Source organism: Streptomyces sp. NPDC014656, from assembly GCF_043084305.1.
Taxonomy (GTDB): Bacteria; Actinomycetota; Actinomycetes; order Streptomycetales; family Streptomycetaceae; genus Streptomyces.
In genome coordinates this window covers 626,408-645,014 of sequence record NZ_JBIBZN010000002.1, presented here as the reverse complement: position 1 = coordinate 645,014, position 18,607 = coordinate 626,408, and the positions used below count along the sequence as shown (strand labels likewise).

General features: G+C 72.2%; 17 protein-coding genes. 12 read left to right on the top strand and 5 right to left on the bottom strand.

Going from position 1 to position 18,607, the window contains the following annotated elements:
- Nucleotides 1-30: 30 nt before the first annotated feature.
- Together ACF1ED_RS06805 and ACF1ED_RS06800 are read right to left on the bottom strand one after the other, a co-directional pair.
- Nucleotides 31-1,353: a polysialyltransferase family glycosyltransferase gene (locus ACF1ED_RS06805; RefSeq protein ID WP_391757307.1), complete on the bottom strand. Its 1,323-nt coding sequence runs from the start codon at nt 1,351-1,353 to the stop codon at nt 31-33.
- On the bottom strand, nt 1,350-2,378 hold the full coding sequence (locus ACF1ED_RS06800) for a glycosyltransferase family 2 protein (RefSeq protein ID WP_391757306.1): 1,029 nt from the start codon (nt 2,376-2,378) through the stop codon (nt 1,350-1,352). The genes ACF1ED_RS06805 and ACF1ED_RS06800 overlap by 4 nt, the downstream gene beginning before the upstream one ends.
- Nucleotides 2,379-2,597: 219 nt before the next feature.
- On the opposite strand from ACF1ED_RS06800, the gene ACF1ED_RS06795 reads away from it, so the two are divergent.
- The 11 genes from ACF1ED_RS06795 to ACF1ED_RS06745 all read left to right on the top strand — a co-directional run bounded on the left by ACF1ED_RS06795 (nt 2,598) and on the right by ACF1ED_RS06745 (nt 15,803).
- Complete coding sequence (locus ACF1ED_RS06795) at nt 2,598-3,887, top strand: DUF6716 putative glycosyltransferase (protein WP_391757305.1); 1,290 nt, start codon at nt 2,598-2,600, stop codon at nt 3,885-3,887.
- Nucleotides 3,887-5,101: a cytidylyltransferase domain-containing protein gene (locus ACF1ED_RS06790; RefSeq protein ID WP_391757304.1), complete on the top strand. Its 1,215-nt coding sequence runs from the start codon at nt 3,887-3,889 to the stop codon at nt 5,099-5,101. The genes ACF1ED_RS06795 and ACF1ED_RS06790 overlap by 1 nt, the downstream gene beginning before the upstream one ends.
- An 18-nt stretch (nt 5,102-5,119) precedes the next feature.
- On the top strand, nt 5,120-6,013 hold the full coding sequence (locus ACF1ED_RS06785; protein WP_391757303.1) for an N-acetylneuraminate synthase family protein: 894 nt from the start codon (nt 5,120-5,122) through the stop codon (nt 6,011-6,013).
- Nucleotides 6,010-7,113, top strand: coding sequence for a hypothetical protein (locus tag ACF1ED_RS06780; RefSeq protein WP_391757302.1), 1,104 nt, complete (start codon nt 6,010-6,012; stop codon nt 7,111-7,113). The genes ACF1ED_RS06785 and ACF1ED_RS06780 overlap by 4 nt, the downstream gene beginning before the upstream one ends.
- A gap of 191 nt (nt 7,114-7,304) precedes the next feature.
- On the top strand, nt 7,305-8,528 hold the full coding sequence (locus tag ACF1ED_RS06775; RefSeq protein WP_391757301.1) for an amidohydrolase: 1,224 nt from the start codon (nt 7,305-7,307) through the stop codon (nt 8,526-8,528).
- Between the two features lie 237 nt (nt 8,529-8,765).
- A complete protein-coding gene (locus tag ACF1ED_RS06770; RefSeq protein ID WP_391757300.1) occupies nt 8,766-9,818 on the top strand; it encodes a BMP family protein in 1,053 nt (350 codons plus the stop codon).
- Nucleotides 9,819-10,033: 215 nt separating this feature from the next.
- On the top strand, nt 10,034-11,665 hold the full coding sequence (locus ACF1ED_RS06765; RefSeq protein WP_391757299.1) for an ABC transporter ATP-binding protein: 1,632 nt from the start codon (nt 10,034-10,036) through the stop codon (nt 11,663-11,665).
- The gene (locus ACF1ED_RS06760) at nt 11,662-12,780 is read left to right on the top strand and encodes an ABC transporter permease (protein ID WP_391757298.1); all 1,119 of its coding nucleotides are present in this window, start codon (nt 11,662-11,664) and stop codon (nt 12,778-12,780) included. Before ACF1ED_RS06765 ends, ACF1ED_RS06760 begins: the two co-directional genes overlap by 4 nt.
- Complete coding sequence (locus ACF1ED_RS06755) at nt 12,777-14,039, top strand: ABC transporter permease (RefSeq protein ID WP_391757297.1); 1,263 nt, start codon at nt 12,777-12,779, stop codon at nt 14,037-14,039. Before ACF1ED_RS06760 ends, ACF1ED_RS06755 begins: the two co-directional genes overlap by 4 nt.
- Nucleotides 14,036-14,440: a cytidine deaminase gene (locus ACF1ED_RS06750; RefSeq protein ID WP_200427462.1), complete on the top strand. Its 405-nt coding sequence runs from the start codon at nt 14,036-14,038 to the stop codon at nt 14,438-14,440. The genes ACF1ED_RS06755 and ACF1ED_RS06750 overlap by 4 nt, the downstream gene beginning before the upstream one ends.
- Nucleotides 14,441-14,525: 85 nt before the next feature.
- Nucleotides 14,526-15,803, top strand: coding sequence for a thymidine phosphorylase (locus tag ACF1ED_RS06745; RefSeq protein WP_391757296.1), 1,278 nt, complete (start codon nt 14,526-14,528; stop codon nt 15,801-15,803).
- Between the two features lie 61 nt (nt 15,804-15,864).
- Here ACF1ED_RS06745 and ACF1ED_RS06740 read toward each other — a convergent pair whose 3' ends face one another.
- Nucleotides 15,865-16,515, bottom strand: a complete 651-nt coding sequence (locus tag ACF1ED_RS06740) for an HAD family hydrolase (protein WP_391757295.1) — start codon at nt 16,513-16,515, stop codon at nt 15,865-15,867.
- Nucleotides 16,516-16,566: 51 nt separating this feature from the next.
- Here ACF1ED_RS06740 and ACF1ED_RS06735 point away from each other — a divergent pair, with 51 nt between their 5' ends.
- Complete coding sequence (locus ACF1ED_RS06735) at nt 16,567-16,833, top strand: STAS domain-containing protein (RefSeq protein WP_391757294.1); 267 nt, start codon at nt 16,567-16,569, stop codon at nt 16,831-16,833.
- A 1-nt stretch (nt 16,834) separates the two neighbouring features.
- On the opposite strand, the gene ACF1ED_RS06730 is transcribed toward ACF1ED_RS06735, so the two are convergent.
- Nucleotides 16,835-17,806, bottom strand: coding sequence for a sigma-70 family RNA polymerase sigma factor (locus ACF1ED_RS06730; protein ID WP_391757293.1), 972 nt, complete (start codon nt 17,804-17,806; stop codon nt 16,835-16,837).
- Between the two features lie 79 nt (nt 17,807-17,885).
- Nucleotides 17,886-18,593, bottom strand: coding sequence for a L,D-transpeptidase family protein (locus tag ACF1ED_RS06725; RefSeq protein ID WP_391757292.1), 708 nt, complete (start codon nt 18,591-18,593; stop codon nt 17,886-17,888).
- Between the last annotated feature and the right edge of the window lie 14 nt (nt 18,594-18,607).

Genomic DNA, 18,607 nt, shown 5'->3' with positions numbered 1-18,607 from the left:
CCGCGGGGGTCCCGGGCCGCGCCCCGGCCCCTACTTCTTCAGCGCCCTGCGCAGCCGCAGGGCCCGCCGGGCCAGGCGCCGGACCTTCGGGTGCCGGGGGACCGGCAGGCCGCCCGGCAGGTCGAGGACGGTCAGCCGGCGGCGGCTGAAGTGGTGCCGGGTGCGCTCGGCGTACGGCCCGGACAGGTGGCGCACCGCCGCCGCCCGCAGGTCGGCCCTTATGTTCGGCTGCATCGCGAAGCCGACGGCGGCGACCAGGTCGTCGAGGCGGGCGGCGTCCGTCACCGGCTCCTCGTCCTCCGGGCCCGGCACCAGCGGCGGGACGACCGCGTCGACGACCGTCAGCGGGATCCGGTTGCTGTTCTGGAACGGGGTGAGCCGCTGGAGCAGCTGCCGGGTGCCGACCCGGGCGACCGGCAGGCCGTAGAAGGTGCGGGCGGTCATCAGCGCCGTCGAGAAGCAGCCGACGACCAGCGCGGGCCGCAGCTCGCGGTAGAGCACCTCGGCGAGCACCGGGCGGGTCTCCACGGACAGTTCGGCGCCCAGCCGGGCCGCCTCCTCGCCGAGCGAGCGCGTCCAGGAGTCGGGGGCGGTGGGGTGCGGTTTGAAGACCAGCCGCCGGTGGCCGCGGGCGACCGCGCCGCGCACCATGCTCAGGTGCAGCTCCTCCTCCTCGGCGGCCGTCATCAGGTTCAGCGCGGCCAGGTACTGGCCGAGGAGCAGCGCGGGGCCCTCGCCGCCGGCCTGCGCGTCGGTGCCCGCCAGCTCCTCGACGGCCTTGGTGAAGGCCTCCACCGGGACGGTCTCCGGCACCGCGCCGAACTCGCCGAGCAGCAGCGGCCGCAGGCCCGGCACCAGGTCGAGGTGGAGGAGGCGGGCGGCCCGGCCGCCGATCAGCGGGTCGATCTTGTTGCGGGTCGGGCCGTAGCTCATCAGGCCGTCCGCGTAGACGGTGATCGCCGCCTCCGGGAGCAGGGTGGCGATGGCGAGGGCCGGGGTGACCTGGATGGACTCCAGGACGAGCTCGACCCGGTCGTCGCCGAGCCCCCACAGCTTGTGGAGGTGGCGCTGGAGCATCGGCACGTCCTGGCCGCGCGGGGTCCAGCCGCCGGGGTGGAGCGGGGAGACGGTCTCGTTCCAGGACACCACCTCGTCGAAGCGGTCGCGGATCCGGCCGAAGCCCTCGGACGCGTCGAAGGCCGGGGTGGTCTCCGGGACGGGCGCGTTGTTCGTGACGAGGAGGATCCGGCGGGCGGCGCCGTCGAAGCAGCCGCTGTCTATGGCGGCGGCCAGGGTGACCGCCCCGTACAGGGTGGACGCGGCGAAGATCTGGGTCGTACGGGCCGTGCTCACGCGGCCACCTCCGAGGGGGTCGTGCCGACCGGGCCGCGGCCGCCCGGCGGGGCCGGCGGCGGCGGTGCGGGGCGCCGGCGGCGCAGCTTGCGCAGGACCGCGGCGCGCTCGCCGCCCATCGCGGTCAGCGCCTCGTCGAGGACGTCCTGCGGCATGCGGCGCAGCGCGCCCGCGCTCATCGCCTTCAGCTGCCGGGCCACTTCGGGCTCGAACTTCTCGATGGAGCCGACGTGATGGGCGATCACCGCGCAATAGGTGCGGACGGCCTTCGGGAGGAAAAGGGCCGCGTCCTTGTCCTTCGCGGTCTCCTCGACCACCTGGTCGAAAGCGCGGATGAAATCCAATTGCCGGACGTCGCCGATCTGGGTGAGCGAGGTCGCCACTCCGCGCCGGTAGAAGACGCCGAGTTCGCCGATGGCGGCGAAGGATTCCGCCTCGCGGTGCAGCCGCCAGATCCACGGCCGGTCCTCGGCGGTGCGCAGCCCGTGCGGGAAGTGCAGCAGACCCCGGTCGAGGAGCCGGCGGTGGTAGATCCCGGCCCACGCGAAGGGGTAGTCGACGGAGGTGGTGCGGTGGGCGGGGAGGATCGCCCCGCGCGGGTCGAGGACCTCGGAGCGGCGCGGCACGGGCACCCGGCGGACCGAGCGGGCCCGGCCGGTGACCGAGGTGTGGTCGGTGCGCAGGAAGTCGCAGCCGAGCCCTTCGGCGGCGGCGACCAGGCGCCCGTAATAGCCGGGGGAGAGCCAGTCGTCCCCGTCGAGGAAGGTGATCCACTCGCCGCGGGCCGCGTCGAGGCCGGTGTTGCGGGCGGTCGCCAGGCCCTCGTTCCGCTCGTGCCGGATCAGGACGGCGCCGGGCAGTTCGCGCGCGGCCCGTTCCAGGATGTCCGGGGTGTCGTCGGACGAGCAGTCGTCGACGAGGAGGAACTCGACGTCGTCGCGGGCGTTGGCGCGCAGACTGGCGAGCGTGTCGGGGGCGTATGTCTGCACGTTGAAGAACGGCACGACGACGGAGAGCTTGACCACGCGGCCGACGCTAGGCGCCGCCCCGGCCGCTTCGCCGACCGTCCGGGGGACTTTCGGTGAACACGAAGCGGCGGGATTCTTAACCGCCTTTACCCAAGGGGATTTCGGGCGGTCCAACGGCTGAATCCCGGGCCGCTTCAGATCGCGGAGAGATGCTGTTCACCGTTTGTTGCCGCTCAGTTGGGCCGTAGACCGGAATGCCCTTCTAGCGTCCTCGACGTGCCAGCAAGTTCCAGTGAAGCGGTACGGGTCGCCGTACTCGCGGATTCCGACACCCGGTGGAAATGGGGTGCGCTCACCGCGCGCCGCATCACCGCGGCAGACGCCGAGCCCGCCGGTTTCGTCCTGCGCGGCCGGGCCACGCCCACCGCCCGCCAGCTCGCCGAGACGGGGGCCTCCACGGCCGCCCCGCGCGAGGTGACCGGCGCGGAGTTCCTGCGCGAGGTGCGGGACGCCGAGGCGCGCGGCGAGCGGTACGACGTCGTGGTCCTCGCGCTGGTCGGCGGCACCGTCCGGGCCGTCCTCCAGGGCCTCGCCGACCTCGGTCTCGACCGCCGGCCGGTGGTCGTCACCGGCTACGTCGGGGTGGTCTACGAGAAGCTGGCCGACGGACTGCTGCTGCGCCACGGCGCCGACGTCGTCCTCGCCAACTCCCGTCACGACGCGGACCGCTTCCGCGCCGTGTACGAAGGGGTCGGCGCGGGCGCCGGGTCGGTCGTCGAGGCCGCCCTGCCGTTCCTCGGCGGCGCCCCGTACCGCCCCGAGGAGGGCCGCGACACCCTGGTGTTCGCCGCCCAGCCGTCCGTCCCGGTCACCCGGACCGAGCGGGCGTACGTCCTGGAGCGGCTCGTCCGGCACGCCCGGCTGCACCCCGGGCGCGAGGTCCTCCTCAAGCTCCGCTCCAAGCCGGGCGAGCACACCACGCACCTGGAGGAGCACCCGTACCAGAAGCTGGTGCGCGAGCTGGACCCGCCCGCCAACTTCCGGCTCGTGTACGGACACATGGGCGAGGTCCTGGACCGCACCGACCTGCTGGTCACCGTCTCCTCCACGGCCGCCCTGGAGGCCCTGCACCGCCGGATCCCCACCGCGGTCCTCACCGATTGCGGGGTCCGCGAGGTGAACGGCAACCACCACTTCATCGGCTCCGGGCTGCTCACCTCCTTCGACCGGCTCGACCGCGGCGAGACGCCCGGGCCCGACGAGGAGTGGCTGGCCCGGCAGGGCGTCGGAGCCGACGGCGGCTACGACTCCGCCTTCGACGCCGCCCGCGAGCGGGTGGCGCGGCTCCTCGCGCTGCCCGAACTCCCCCCGATCAGCCCCTACTACACCGCGGAGACGGCCCCCGGCTACCTGCCCGGGATCCTCGCCCGCCACCGCCTGGACGTCACCGCGCCCCCGGTCCGCGACAGCGGGCTGCGCCGGATCGTCCGCGAGGCGGCGCGCGGCGCCTACCGCCACGGCGTCCAGCGCGTGGCCCCCGTCGTACGACGCCTGGGAGAACTGTGATGCCCACCTCGAAGCCGAGCCCCACCGTGCTCGCCGTCATCCCCGCGCGGGGCGGCTCCAAGGGCGTCCCCGCCAAGAACCTCGCCCCGGTCGCCGGGGTCCCGCTGGTCGGCCGGGCCGTCCGGGCCTGCCTCGGCGCGGCCGGCGTCACCGACGTCGTCGTCTCCACCGACGACCGCGCCATCGCCGCCGCCGCCCGCTCCTTCGGCGCCGAGGCGGTCCAGCGCCCCGCGGCGATCGCCGGCGACACCGCCACCAGCGAGTCCGCCGTCCTGCACGCCCTCGACGCCTTCGAGGCCACCCGCGGCCGCACCGCCGACGTGGTCCTCCTCGTCCAGTGCACCAGCCCCTTCCTCACCTCCGCCGAGGTCGCCGAGGCCGTCGCCCGGATCACCTCCGGCGCCGCCGACACCGCCTTCACCGCGGCCCCCTCGCACGGCTTCCTCTGGCGCGATCCCCAGGACGGCCCGACGGGCGCCACCGGCGTCAACCACGACAAGGCGCACCGCCCGCGCCGCCAGGACCGCGAGCCCGAGTACCTGGAGACCGGCGCCGTCTACGCGATGGACGCGGCCGGGTTCCGCACCCACGGCCACCGCTTCTTCGGCCGCACCGCCCTCGTCGTCACCGACCCGGCCCGCGTCCTGGAGATCGACGACCCGCACGACCTGGCCCGCGCCAAGGCCCTCGCGCCGCTCCTCGACGAGCCCGTCACCCCGTCCTTCGCCGACGTCGACGCGGTCGTCCTCGACTTCGACGGCACCCAGACCGACGACCGGGTCCACCTCGACGCGGAGGGCCGGGAGTTCGTCTCCGCCCACCGCGGCGACGGCCTCGGCATCGCGGCCCTGCGCCGCGCCGGACTGCCCGTCCTCATCCTCTCCACCGAGCAGAACGCCGTCGTCGCCGCCCGCGCCCGGAAGCTGAAGATCCCCGTCCTGCACGGCATCGACCGCAAGGACCTCGCGCTCAAGGAGTGGTGCGAGGCCGAGGGCATCGACCCCGCGCGCGTCCTCTACGCCGGCAACGACGTCAACGACCTGCCCTGCTTCCACCTCGTCGGCTGGCCCGTCGCGGTGAGCAGCGCCCACGACTCCGTCCGGGCCGCCGCCCGCGCGGTCACCGTCACCCCGGGCGGCTTCGGAGCGATCCGCGAGATCGCCGCCTGGCTCCTCGGACCCGAGCTGAACACCCCCGCCCCTCTCCCGAACTGAACCGAAGGAAGCACCACCATGAGCACCCGTCTGCGCACCCTCGGCCCGAAGACCGCCGGTCCGGGTCAGCCCGTCTACATCTGCGGCGAGATCGGCATCAACCACAACGGCGACCTCGAGAACGCCTTCAAGCTGATCGACGTGGCCGCCGAGGCCGGCTGCGACGCCGTCAAGTTCCAGAAGCGCACCCCGGAGATCTGCACCCCGCGCGACCAGTGGGACATCGAGCGCGACACCCCCTGGGGCCGGATGACCTACATCGACTACCGCCACCGCGTGGAGTTCGGCGAGGACGAGTACCGCCAGATCGACGAGCACTGCAAGAAGCGCGGCATCGACTGGTTCGCCTCCCCGTGGGACACCGAGGCCGTCGCCTTCCTGGAGAAGTTCGACGTCCCCGCCCACAAGGTCGCCTCCGCCTCCCTCACCGACGACGAGCTGCTGCGCGAGCTGCGCGCCACCGGCCGCACCGTCATCCTCTCCACCGGCATGTCGACGCCGCAGCAGATCCGCCACGCGGTCGAGGTCCTGGGCAGCTCCAACATCCTGCTCTGCCACGCCACCTCCACCTACCCGGCCAAGGCCGAGGAGCTGAACCTGCGCGTCATCCAGACGCTCCAGGAGGAGTACCCGAACGTCCCGATCGGCTACTCCGGCCACGAGACCGGCCTCCAGACCACCCTCGCGGCGGTCGCCCTCGGCGCCACCTTCGTCGAGCGCCACATCACCCTCGACCGCGCCATGTGGGGCTCGGACCAGGCCGCCTCCGTCGAGCCGCAGGGCCTGGAGCGCCTCGTCCGCGACATCCGCACCATCGAGACCGCCCTCGGCGACGGCGTGAAGAAGGTGTACGAGTCGGAGCTCGGCCCGATGAAGAAGCTGCGCCGGGTCCAGGCGCCCGCCGCCGTATGACCGGCCGGCTGGCGTTCGTCGAGAGCCCCGTCCAGCTCCTGAACGTCCTGGAGTGGGCGCACGCGCGCGGCCGGGGCCCCGCCCCGGCCGCCGCCCCCGGGCCGGACGCCGCGGCGGCCCCCGCCGCGGCGTCCGGCCCCGCCCCCGCGGCCGGCGAGGACCTCGGCATCGTCGTCCTCTCGCCGAACGACCCCATGTCGCGCGGCCAGCTGCGCCGGATGGCCCAGCTGGCCCGCGACGAGGGGTTCACGGTCCACTGGCAGGAGGCGCGGGCCGGGCGGGGCGCGCTGGTGCGGACCCTGCGGGAGCTGGGCGGGCCGCTGCGCGCCGCCGAGCGCGTGATCATCGGCGACCCGTTCTCCCGCTACGTCCAGCTGCTGCTCACCCTCTTCGGGCCCCGGCACGTCACGGTCGTCGACGACGGCACCGCGACCATGGAGTTCGCCGCCCAGCTCGCGGGCGGGGAGCGGCTGGTCCGCTGGCACCGCAAGGGCGACCTCGGACCGCGCGAGCTGCTGCTCGCCCCGGTCACCTCGCTGGCGCGGCGCCGGCTCGCCCCGGGGCCCCACCGGACCGTCGAGATCTTCACCTCGCTGCCCGTGCAGGCCCCGCCCGGCACCGAGGTCACCGAGAACGCCTACGCGTGGACCCGGGCCCGCTTCGGACCGCCCGCGCTCACCGGCGGCGCCGACCTGGTCGGCACCTCGCTCGTCGAGACCGGCGTGGTGGACGTGGAGCACTACCTGCGGGTCGTCGGCCGGCTCGCCCGCACCCACGGCGCCACCCGCTACTTCGCCCACCGCCGCGAGACCCCGGAGAAGCTGCACCGGGTCGCGGTCGAGACCGGCCTCCAGGTGGTCCGGCCCGAGCTGCCGCTGGAGCTGATCGCCCGGCGCGGACCGGTCGGCGCCACCGTCGTCAGCTTCCCGTCCACCGTCGTGCACACCCTGCCGCTCGCCCTGGCGGGCACCGGGGTGAAGGTCGTGGTCTGCGAGATCGCGCCCGAGTGGCTGAAGGCCACCGCCTCGCCGCGGGCCCAGGGCTTCCTCGCGGGCATCGTCGGCACGGCGTCCGGGGCGGACCGGCTCGAATTCGGCTGACGGCTCGAATCCCGCTGACCGGCGCGGGCCGGAACCCCCGGTTCGTATACGATCGCCCGGCCTGAAATCGGGTGAGCTTACCCACACGGAGCGTGGCCCATGCACGGCAAACCGAGATTCTTTCCCCTAACGGGCTGAACTTTTGGTGATCAACGGGCAGTTGATCACCAGATGGGCCTACGCTTCAAAGGGTGAACCAGTTGAAGTCCCGTGAGCCCGGCTCCGTCACCCTGCCCGGAACGCTGTCCTCCTCCCTGCGCGGCGAACTGATCGCCTTCCGCAGGGACTTGCACATGCACCCCGAGCTCGGCAACCAGGAGTTCCGCACCACCGCCGCGCTCAAGGCCCGCCTGGAGGCGGCCGGCCTGGCGCCGCGCGTACTCCCGGGCGGTACGGGACTCATCTGTGACATCGGCACCTGGGACGGCGGGCGCCCCATGCTCGCCGTCCGCGCCGACCTCGACGCCCTGCCCATCCCGGACGCCAAGACCGTCGCGTACCGCTCCACCGTGCCCAACCGCGCGCACGCCTGCGGCCACGACGTGCACACCACCACCGTCCTCGGCGCCGGGCTCGTCCTCGCCGAGCTGGAGCGCGAGGGCCGGCTGCCGCGCCCGGTGCGGCTGCTCTTCCAGCCCGCCGAGGAGGTGCTGCCCGGCGGCGCGGCCGACGCGGTCGCGGCCGGCGTCCTCGACGGCGTCGGCCGGATCATCGCCGTCCACTGCGACCCCAAGGTCGACGCCGGGAAGATCGGGCTGCGCGTCGGCCCCATCACCTCCGCCTGCGACCGGCTGGAGATCACCCTCGACGGCCCCGGCGGCCACACCGCCCGCCCGCACCTCACCACCGACCTGGTCACCGCCGCCGCCCGGATCGCCACCGACGTGCCGGCCGTGCTCGCCCGCCGGGTCGACGCCCGCTCCGGCCTCTCCCTCACCTGGGGCCGGATCGAGGCCGGTCACGCGCCCAACGTCATCCCGCAGCACGCCGAGCTCTCCGGCACCGTCCGCTGCCTCGACCTGCCCGCCTGGCGCGACGCGCCCGACCTGGTGCACGCCGCCGTCGACGAGGTCGCCGCGCTGCACCGCGCCAAGTCCACCGTGAACTACGTCCGGGGCGTCCCCCCGGTCGTCAACGACGCGGCGGTCGTGGAGCTGCTCCGGGACGCCATGACCGCCCGGCACGGCGCCGACGCGGTCGAGGACACCGAGCAGAGCCTGGGCGGCGAGGACTTCTCCTGGTACCTGGAGCACGTGCCCGGCGCGATGGCCCGGCTCGGCGTCCGCACCCCCGGCGACCCGCGCGTCCGCGACCTCCACGCGGGGGACTTCGACGTGGACGAGAGGTCCATCCGGACCGCCGTGGAGCTCTTCACCGCCGCCGCCCTGATCGACGCCGGCGGCGACGCCGGCTGACCCCCCGCCGTACCGGCGCCGCCCCCGCCAGACGTGGGGGCGGCGCCGTCGTCCCGGCTGATGACACGGGGTTGCGCCTTGATCGCGAAGCGTGTACGGGTACTCTGACCCGTGGGTTCGCGTCGATACGGTAACGACTCATGAACGGGTCTTTAACTGACATCTACGCGCGTTACGATCGCCGCAAAGCCAGCGCCGGAAGAGGCGCTTTCGGTCAGTCTTGAAGGGACCCTCCTCTTGCGCCGGATCACCAGGATCACCACCGTGGGCATCGCCTCCGCGGCGCTCGCGCTCTCCGCCACCGCCTGTGGCAAGTCCTCCTCCGACGGCGGCTCCAGCTCGGACTCGAAGGCGACCAAGGCCGCCATCGCGTACGACATCGGCGGCCGCGGTGACCAGTCCTTCAACGACGCCGCCTACGCGGGCCTGAAGAAGGCCGAGGACGAGCTCGGCGTCAAGGGCTCCGAGGCCGAGCCGTCCTCCGGTGAGGGCGACGCCGACAAGGTGCAGCGCCTCACCTCGCTGGCCCGCGCCGGCAACAACCCGGTCATCGGCGTCGGCTTCGCCTACGCCCCGGCCATCAAGAAGGTCGCCGCGCAGTTCCCGGACACGACCTTCGGCATCATCGACGACACCTCGGTGACCGGCAAGAACGTCGCCAACCTCGTCTTCAACGAGGAGCAGGGCTCCTACCTGGCCGGCGTCGCCGCCGCCAAGGCGTCCAAGTCCGGCACGGTCGGCTTCATCGGCGGTGTCGAGGTCCCGCTGATCAAGAAGTTCGAGGCCGGCTACGTCCAGGGCGTCAAGGACACCAACCCCAAGGCGAAGGTGCTCACCCAGTACCTGACCCAGCCGCCGAACTTCGACGGCTTCGCCAAGCCCGACCTCGGCAAGGCCGCCGCCCAGGGCCAGCTCGACAAGGGCGCCGACGTGATCTACGCCGCCGCCGGTCTCGCCGGCTCCGGTGCGATCGAGGCCGCCTCCAAGGCCGGCAAGTGGTCCATCGGCGTCGACTCCGACCAGTACAACCAGGCGGGTCTCGCCGCGTACAAGGACTCGATCCTGACCTCGGTCACCAAGGACGTCTCCGACTCCGTCTTCAACCTGATCAAGTCGGTCAAGGACGGCAAGCCGCAGACCGGTGAGGTCCGCTACGGCCTCGCCACCGACGGTGTCGGCCTCGCCGACTCGAACCCGAAGTACAAGGAGATGACGGACCTCATCGCCGCGGTCAACAAGGCGAAGCAGGACATCATCGACGGCAAGATCACGGTCAAGACCGCCCCGTAAGGCGCGGCTCACGACCTAGTTGCCCGCGGGCCCGGCCCCGGTGGGACTCCCACCAGGACCGGGCCCCGGGCCCATTCCCGTACAGGTTTTCATTTTTCGGCAGCGCTACGCGTGTAGATGTCGCACCGGCACGATAACTTCGCCCCGCCCTGCCCTCGCCTCCCACTCCTTTCGGCCAAGGAGAGTGCGTCATCAACGCGTCCAGCCCCCCCGCCGTGGAACTCCACGGCATCACCAAGCGCTTCCCCGGCGTCGTCGCCAACAAGGACATCGCGATCACCGTCCGGAAGGGCACCGTGCATGCCCTCATCGGTGAGAACGGTGCCGGCAAGTCGACCCTCATGAAGATCCTCTACGGCATGCAGAAGCCGGACGAGGGCACCATCGCCATCGACGGGGAGCAGGTCAGCTTCTCCAGCCCCGGTGACGCCATCGCGCGCGGCATCGGCATGGTGCACCAGCACTTCATGCTCGCCGACAACCTCACCGTCCTGGAGAACGTCGTCCTCGGCGGCGAGAAGCTGTACGGCATCGGCGCCAAGGCCCGCAAGAAGATCAAGGAGATCTCCGACGCGTACGGCCTCGGCGTCCGCCCCGACGCCCTCGTCGAGGACCTCGGCGTCGCCGACCGCCAGCGCGTGGAGATCCTCAAGGTCCTCTACCGCGGCGCCAAGATCCTCATCCTCGACGAGCCGACCGCCGTGCTCGTCCCGCAGGAGGTCGACGCGCTCTTCGACAACCTCCGCGAGCTCAAGGCCGAGGGCCTCACCGTCATCTTCATCTCGCACAAGCTGGGCGAGGTCCTGAAGGTCGCCGACGACATCACCGTCATCCGGCGCGGCACCACCGTCGGCACCGCCGACCCGAAGACCGCCACCACCAAGCAGCTCGCCGAGCTGATGGTCGGCAGCGAGCTGCCCTCCCCGGAGACCCGCGAGTCGACCGTCACGGACGTCGCGATGCTCCAGGTGAAGAACCTCACCCTGTTCGAGGGCGGCGGCACCGGCGCCCCGCTGACCACCGCCGCCCCGGCCGACCCGGCCGCCGCCGTCACGGTCCACGAGGAGGTCGCGGCCGGCCGCAAGCTGCTCGACGACATCTCGCTCACCATCCACAAGGGCGAGATCCTCGGCATCGCGGGCGTCGAGGGCAACGGCCAGACCGAGCTCATCGAGGCCCTGATGGGCATGGCCACCCCCGACGCGGGCGTGATCACGCTCGACGGCACGGACATCTCCAAGGTGTCGGTGCGCAAGCGCCGCGAAGGCGGCATCGGCTACATCCCCGAGGACCGCCACCGCCACGGCCTGCTCCTGGAAGCCCCCCTCTGGGAGAACCGCATCCTCGGCCACGTCACCGAGGCCCCCAACTCCAAGCGCGGCATCCTCGACCCGAAGGCCGCCCGCAAGGACACCGAGCGGATCGTCCGCGAGTACGACGTCCGCACCCCGGGCATCGACGTGACCGCGGCCTCCCTCTCCGGCGGCAACCAGCAGAAGCTGATCGTCGGCCGCGAGATGAGCCACGACCCCAAGTTCCTGATCGCCGCCCACCCCACCCGCGGCGTGGACGTCGGCGCGCAGGCGCAGATCTGGGACGCGATCCGCGACGCCCGCCGCGAGGGCCTGGCGGTGCTCCTGATCTCGGCCGACCTCGACGAGCTGATCGGCCTCTCCGACACCCTCCGGGTCATGTACCGCGGCAAGCTCGTCGCGGACGCGGACCCCGCCACCATCACGCCCGAGCAGCTGGGCTCCGCCATGACCGGAGCGGCCACCGGCCGCCTCGAAGGCGGCGACGAGCGGCCCGAGCAGTCCGAGCAGTCCGAAGACGGTGACGCCCGATGATGAAGATCGACAAGGACAAGCTGATCATCGGGGCCGCGGGCCCGGTGCTGGCGCTCGTCACCTCGTTCGTGCTCACCATGCTGGTGCTGCTCGCGACGGGTCTCGACCCGATCGAGCCGATCCAGCTGATGATCGAGAACGCCGGTTACTCGGACATCCAGGTCCTGATCGTCAACCAGACGGGGATCTACTACCTGGCAGCCCTGGCCGTCGCCATCGGCTTCCGGATGAACCTCTTCAACATCGGCGTCGACGGCCAGTACCGCCTCGCCGCGATGGTCTCGGCCGTGGTCGGCGCCTCGGTCGAGCTGCCGGGTCCGCTGCACATCCTGCTGATCGTCGTCGTCGCGATCCTCACCGGCGCCTTCTGGGCCGGCATCGCCGGCATCCTGAAGACCACCCGGGGCGTCTCCGAGGTCGTCTCGACGATCATGCTCAACGCCATCGCGACCTCGCTGATCGCCTGGCTGATCCTGCCGAAGAACCTCGGCGTCCAGCCCGAGGGCTCCAACGACCTCACCACCGGTGAGATCGCCGAGTCCGGCTGGTTCCCCGGCATCGACATGGGCCAGGGCAACGGCGAGATCTACGGCTTCACCTTCGTCGCCCTCGCCCTCGGCGTCGTCTACTGGTTCGTCCTCAACCGCACCCGCTTCGGCTTCGACCTGCGCGCCACCGGCGAGAGCGAGTCGGCGGCCCAGGCCAGCGGCGTCGACGCCAAGAAGATGGTCCTCACCTCGATGCTCATCTCCGGCGGTCTGGCGGGCCTCTCCGGCATGCCCACGCTGCTCGGCGACACCCACACGTACAGCCTGTCCTTCCCGGTCGGCGTCGGCTTCACCGCCATCACGATCGCCCTGCTCGGCCGCAACAACCCGGTCGGCATCCTCTTCGCGGCCCTGCTCTTCGCGTTCCTCGACAAGGCGTCCTCGTCGCTCGACGTCGAGGGCTACCCGAAGGAGATCACGCAGATCATGCAGGGCATCATCGTGATCGCCGTGGTCGTCTCCTACGAACTCGTCCGCCGTTACGGCACCCGCCGCCAGCAGCAGAAGGTCGGCGAGGAGCTCGCCGCCGGCGGTGCCCTCAAGACCGACAAGGAGGTCTCGGCATGAGCACCGCCACCGCCGCCAAGCCGAGCGCCGCACCGAAGAAGACCGGGCGCCGCAAGCTCACCTGGCCGTGGATCCTGCTGATCGTCGCGGCCGGACTCGTCCTCTTCTCGCTGGTCCGCGTCGTCTCCGGCGCCGACGACCTGACCTCCGTCGGCCAGGTCTCCGGCGCGCTCCAGCTGGCCATCCCGATCGGCCTCGCCGGCCTCGGCGGCCTGTGGTCCGAGCGCGCGGGCGTCGTCAACATCGGCCTCGAGGGCATGATGGTCCTCGGCACCTGGTTCGGTGCCTGGGCCGGCTACCAGTGGGGCCCCTGGACGGGCGTCGTCGTCGGTCTCCTCGGCGGCGCGATCGGCGGCCTGCTGCACGCGATCATCACGGTCACCTTCAACGTGAACCACATCGTCTCCGGTGTGGCGATCAACATCCTCGCGGTCGGCTTCACCCAGTACCTGTCGAACTTCACGTTCGGCGAGGCCGAGGGCGGCTCCTCCAAGCAGTCCCCGCGCATCGACCCGATCACCGACATCACCGTCCCGGGGCTCTCGGACGCGCTGGCCGACCTCCAGCAGAAGCACTGGTTCCTGATCTCGGACCTCGCCGGCATCGTCGGCGGCCTGGTCACCAACCTGTCGCTGCTGACCGTCGTCGCCATCCTGCTGATCCCGGCCACCTGGTGGGTGCTGTGGCGCACGGCCTTCGGCCTGCGGCTGCGCTCCTGCGGCGAGAACCCGGTCGCCGCCGAGTCCCTCGGCGTCAACGTCTACAAGTACAAGTACATCGCGGTCACCATCTCCGGCGCCCTCGCCGGCCTCGGCGGAGCCTTCCTCGCGATCGTCTCCACCGGCATCTACCAGGAGGGCCAGACCGGCGGCCGCGGCTACATCGGTCTCGCCGCGATGATCTTCGGCAACTGGATGCCCGGCGGCATGGCGATGGGCGCCGGCCTCTTCGGCTTCACCGACAGCCTGAAGATCCGCGGCGGCGCCGAGAACGTCCACGCGCTGCTGCTGCTCGTCGCGATCCTGCTGGTGCTCGCCGCCGCCTGGCAGCTGTACAAGAAGAAGTACGTGCCCGCCGTGATCGCCGCCGTCTTCGCGGTCGGCTTCTTCCTCTGGTACGCGCTCACCGACCAGGTCCCGAGCCAGTTCGTCGACGCCGCCCCGTACATCACCACCCTGCTCGTGCTGGCCCTGTCCGCGCAGCGGCTGAGGATGCCGAAGGCGGACGGCCTGCCCTACCGGAAGGGCCAGGGCAAGTGACGACGCCCGCCGCCGAGCCCGACTGGGAGGCCCTGCGGGAGGAGGCCCGGGCCGCGATGGGCCGTGCCTACGCCCCGTACTCCGGCTACCCGGTCGGCGCGGCCGCCCTGGTCGACGACGGCCGGACGGTCTCCGGCTGCAACGTCGAGAACGCCTCCTTCGGGCTCGGCCTCTGCGCCGAGTGCGGCCTGGTCTCGCAGCTCCAGGCCACCGGCGGCGGCCGGCTCACCCACTTCGTGTGCGTGGACGGCCGGGGCGAGTCGCTGGTCCCCTGCGGCCGGTGCCGGCAGCTCCTGTACGAGTTCGGCGGGCCCGAGCTCGTCCTGGAGACGCCCGCCGGGTTCCTGACCCTGGCGGAGATGCTGCCGCAGGCCTTCGGCCCGGACCATCTCGCCAAGTAACACCTCGGAGCGGCCCTTCCGGCACCATGGGAGGGGCCGCTCCTCCCGTTCCCCCCTCTATGCGCGTAGAAAGAGGCACCACGACATGGACGTCATCTCCGTCATCCGCACCAAGCGGGACAAGGGCGAGCTGAGCCCGGAGCAGATCGACTGGGTCATCGACGCCTACACCCGCGGCACGGTCGCGGACGAGCAGATGTCGGCCCTGGCCATGGCGATCCTGCTCAACGGCATGAACCGCGACGAGATCGCCCGCTGGACGGCGGCGATGATCGCCTCCGGCGAGCGCATGAACTTCGACGCGCTCTCCCGCCCGACCGCCGACAAGCACTCCACCGGCGGCGTCGGCGACAAGATCACGCTGCCGCTCGCCCCGCTCGTCGCCGCCTGCGGCGCGGCCGTCCCGCAGCTCTCCGGCCGCGGCCTCGGCCACACCGGCGGCACCCTCGACAAGCTGGAGTCCATCCCCGGCTGGCGCGCCCTGCTCTCCAACGAGGAGATGCTGCACGTCCTCGACACCACCGGCGCGGTCATCTGCGCGGCCGGCGACGGCCTGGCCCCCGCGGACAAGAAGCTGTACGCGCTCCGCGACGTCACCGGCACCGTCGAGGCGATCCCGCTCATCGCCAGCTCCATCATGTCGAAGAAGATCGCCGAGGGCACCGGCTCCCTCGTCCTCGACGTCAAGGTCGGCACCGGCGCCTTCATGAAGACCATCGAGGACGCCCGCGAGCTGGCCTCCACCATGGTCGCGCTCGGCACCGACAGCGGCGTGAAGACGGTCGCGCTCCTCACCGACATGTCGACCCCGCTCGGCCTCACCGCAGGCAACGCCCTGGAGGTCCGCGAGTCCGTCGAGGTCCTCGCCGGCGGCGGCCCGCAGGACGTCGTCGACCTGACGATCGCCCTGGCCGCCGAGATGCTGGCCGCGGCCGGCATCAAGGACGCCGACCCGGCGAAGGCCCTCAAGGACGGTTCCGCGATGGACGTCTGGCGCCGGATGATCGCGGCCCAGGGCGGCGACCCGGACGCGACCCTCCCGGTCGCCCGCGAGCAGCACGTCGTGACGGCCCCGTCCTCCGGCGTCCTGACCCGCCTCGACGCGTACGACATCGGCATCGCCGCCTGGCGCCTCGGCGCCGGCCGCGCCCGCAAGGAGGACCCGGTGCAGGCCGGCGCGGGCGTCGAACTCCACGCCAAGCCCGGCGACACGGTCACCGCGGGCCAGCCCCTGCTGACCCTCCACACGGACACCCCGGAGAAGTTCGACTACGCCCTCGGCTCCCTGGAGGGCGCCTGGGACATCGCCCCGGCGGGCACCGACTTCACGCCGGCCCCGATCGTCCTGGACCGCATCGCCTGATCGTGGACCGCTCGCGGAAGGGCCCGGCGCACCCGCGCCGGGCCCTTCCGCGTCTCCGGGCTCAGCCGGCCAGCAGGCCGGCCAGCAGACGCATGTCGTCGAAGAGCACCGTGCCCGGGCCTTCGAGGTGGGACGGCAGGGTCAGCCCGCCGGTGTAGCCGAAGGCGCGCATGCCGGCCGCGCGGGCCGCCCGGACGCCGTAGCGGCTGTCCTCGACCACCGCGCAGCGCTCCGGCGGGACGCCCATCGCGGCGGCGGCGTGCAGGAAGAGGTCCGGGGCCGGTTTGCCGCGCCCGACGTCACGGGCGCTGAACATCCGCCCCTCGAAGCGGTCCAGCAGCCCCGCCCGGCCCAGGTTCTTGCGGATGGAGGCGTGGCTGCCGTTGGAGGCGAGACAGTACGGGACGGACAGCGCGTCCAGCACGCCGGTGACGCCCTCGACCGCCGTCAGCTCCGCGTCCAGCACGTCCTCGTACCGCTGCTCGAACGGCGCGTCCCAGCCGGGTTCCAGGGGGCGGCCCCTGCGCTCCTCCACGATCGCGGTGAGCATGTCCTTCGAGGAGCCCACGAAGTGCTCCACCATCTCCGCCTCGGTGAACTCGGCGCCCAGCTCCGCGAAGACCTCCCGGTCCACCCGGCAGTAGAGCCGCTCGCTGTCCACCAGAACGCCGTCGCAGTCGAAGATCACCAGTTCGACGGGGTGAGAAGTCATGATCGCGAGCCTAGCGCGATGAGTTCCGCCCGTCCCGGCGGTCACCATGGCGTGGACACCAGTCAGCCCCTCGTCATGAGCCTCCCCGCCGGACCGACCCGCGAGGAGGTCGCCCGGCTCTGCGCCGACCTGGCCGCCGCCCCGCCCGGGGAGGTGCGGTGCCTGGTCGACGCCGAGGCGCACGGCCTCGCGGCCGTCGACGCCCTGGCCCGGCTCGCGCTCACCGCCCGCCGCCACGGCCACCGGCTGACCTTCCACGGAGCAGGACCCGACCTCACGGCCCTGCTCCGCCTCACCGGCCTCGACGAGCTGCTCTGAGCTAGGCCTCCAGCCGCTCCGGCAGGTCGAAGAGCGGGAACCAGCGCGGGGTGTCCAGGAAGAAGTCCATCCCGGCCACCTTGCCGTCCCGCAGCTCCAGGACGATCAGGGCCCACGGGCTGTAACCGCCCTCCGGGTCCGGGTGGTAGTGCGCGAAGGCCGGCGAGCCGTTGGCGACCGTCGGGACGAGCTTCGAGCCGCGGCACACGTCGCCGACGCCCAGCATCCAGCCGACGATGTCGTCGTGCCCGCGCAGCCACAGGTCGAACGGCGGCATGGTCATGGTCGCGTCCTCGTGGAGGAGCGCGGTCAGGGCCTTCATGTCGTAGCCCTCGAAGGCCGCCACGTACCGCTCCAGGAGCGCCTGCTGCTCCTCGTCGAGCGGGTTCGCCGCGTCGGACTCGGCGGGGGCCTGCTCGGCGATGGTCGCCCGGGCCCGCTGGAGCGCGCTGTTCACCGAGGCGACGGAGGTGTCGAGCAGCTCGGCGACCTCGGCGGCCTTCCACGCGAGGACCTCGCGCAGGATCAGCACGGCCCGCTGCTTGGGCGCCAGGTGCTGGAGCGCGGCGACGAAGGCGAGCCGCACGGTCTCGCGGCTGAGCGCGGTCTCCGCCGGGTCGCCGGCGGTCGGCATCACGCGCCCGTCCGGGATCGGCTCCAGCCAGGTGATCTCCGGCTGCTTGACGAGCTGCGCCTGCGCGACCGGCGTCGGCCCGGAGAGGTCCATCGGCCGGGCCCGCCTGTTGCCCGCGCTGAGCGCGTCGAGGCAGACGTTGGTCGCGATCCGGTACAGCCAGGACCGCAGGCTGGAGCGGCCCTCGAAGGAGTCCATCGCCTTCCAGGCCCGCACCATCGTGTCCTGCACCGCGTCCTCGGCCTCGAAGGAGGAACCGAGCATCCGGTAGCAGTAACCGGTCAGCTCGCGCCGGTACTTGTCGAGTTCATCGGTCGTCACCACGGCGGTCTCGCTCATCGCGTCCCCAGTCGCCCCTCACCGGCACCCGTCCGGCACCGGTGAGAGCGAAGCTACCGCAGCGCGCCGACAGCCGTGGTCAGGTTCCCGGCTTGCGTCCGTAGACGTAGACGTCGTCGCCGTTGCGCAGCAGGTTCCAGTACGCCTTGGCGTCGGCGGAGCGCATGTTGACGCAGCCGCCGGAACCGGGCGGGTTCCACATGGACTTGGTGGTGGAGTGGAAGGCCTGGCCGCCGTCGAAGAACTGCGAGTACGGCATCGACACGTGGTAGATCGTCGACCAGTGGTTGATGTTCCGCCAGTAGATCTTCTTCAGGCCGGTGCGCGTCTCGGTGCCGTCCTTGCCGGTGCGCACCGGCACCGGGCCGTACTTGAGGCGCGAGCCGTCCTGGATCCAGCTGAGCTGGCGGGTGAGGTCCACGCAGGCGATCCGGCCCTTGTTGGTCGGACACTTGCGGTCCTTGTTCGGGTTGGTCCCGGCCGCCTTCTGCTGGATCATCGTGTTCATGGTGCGCCAGGTCAGCGGGCCGGCGTACCCCATGGTCGGGGTGATGCCGTGCTTGCGCTGGAAGTCCTGGATGGCCTTGCAGTCGGCGGACGACTGGCGGCCGTCGACGGTGCGGCCGAGGAACTTCTCGACCTGCTTCTGGTACGGCCCCGTCGTCACGTTGCACGACGCGGCCTGGGCCGGCGCGGCGCCCAGCACGAGTGCGGCCGGCACGAGCAGCGAGGTGAGGCCGGCGGCTATGCCGGCTCTCTTCCCCGCCCGGTTCGCGAATCGGTTCATGATCGTCAACTCCC

Coding starts and splice junctions, on each gene's coding strand:
- ACF1ED_RS06730 (WP_391757293.1), bottom strand. CDS start 17,806: ATGAGCGAGACCGCCGTGGTGACGACCGATGAACTCGACAAGTACCGG.
- ACF1ED_RS06725 (WP_391757292.1), bottom strand. CDS start 18,593: ATGAACCGATTCGCGAACCGGGCGGGGAAGAGAGCCGGCATAGCCGCC.
- ACF1ED_RS06780 (WP_391757302.1), top strand. CDS start 6,010: ATGACCGGCCGGCTGGCGTTCGTCGAGAGCCCCGTCCAGCTCCTGAAC.
- ACF1ED_RS06790 (WP_391757304.1), top strand. CDS start 3,887: ATGCCCACCTCGAAGCCGAGCCCCACCGTGCTCGCCGTCATCCCCGCG.
- ACF1ED_RS06740 (WP_391757295.1), bottom strand. CDS start 16,515: ATGACTTCTCACCCCGTCGAACTGGTGATCTTCGACTGCGACGGCGTT.
- ACF1ED_RS06785 (WP_391757303.1), top strand. CDS start 5,120: ATGAGCACCCGTCTGCGCACCCTCGGCCCGAAGACCGCCGGTCCGGGT.
- ACF1ED_RS06755 (WP_391757297.1), top strand. CDS start 12,777: ATGAGCACCGCCACCGCCGCCAAGCCGAGCGCCGCACCGAAGAAGACC.
- ACF1ED_RS06745 (WP_391757296.1), top strand. CDS start 14,526: ATGGACGTCATCTCCGTCATCCGCACCAAGCGGGACAAGGGCGAGCTG.
- ACF1ED_RS06760 (WP_391757298.1), top strand. CDS start 11,662: ATGATGAAGATCGACAAGGACAAGCTGATCATCGGGGCCGCGGGCCCG.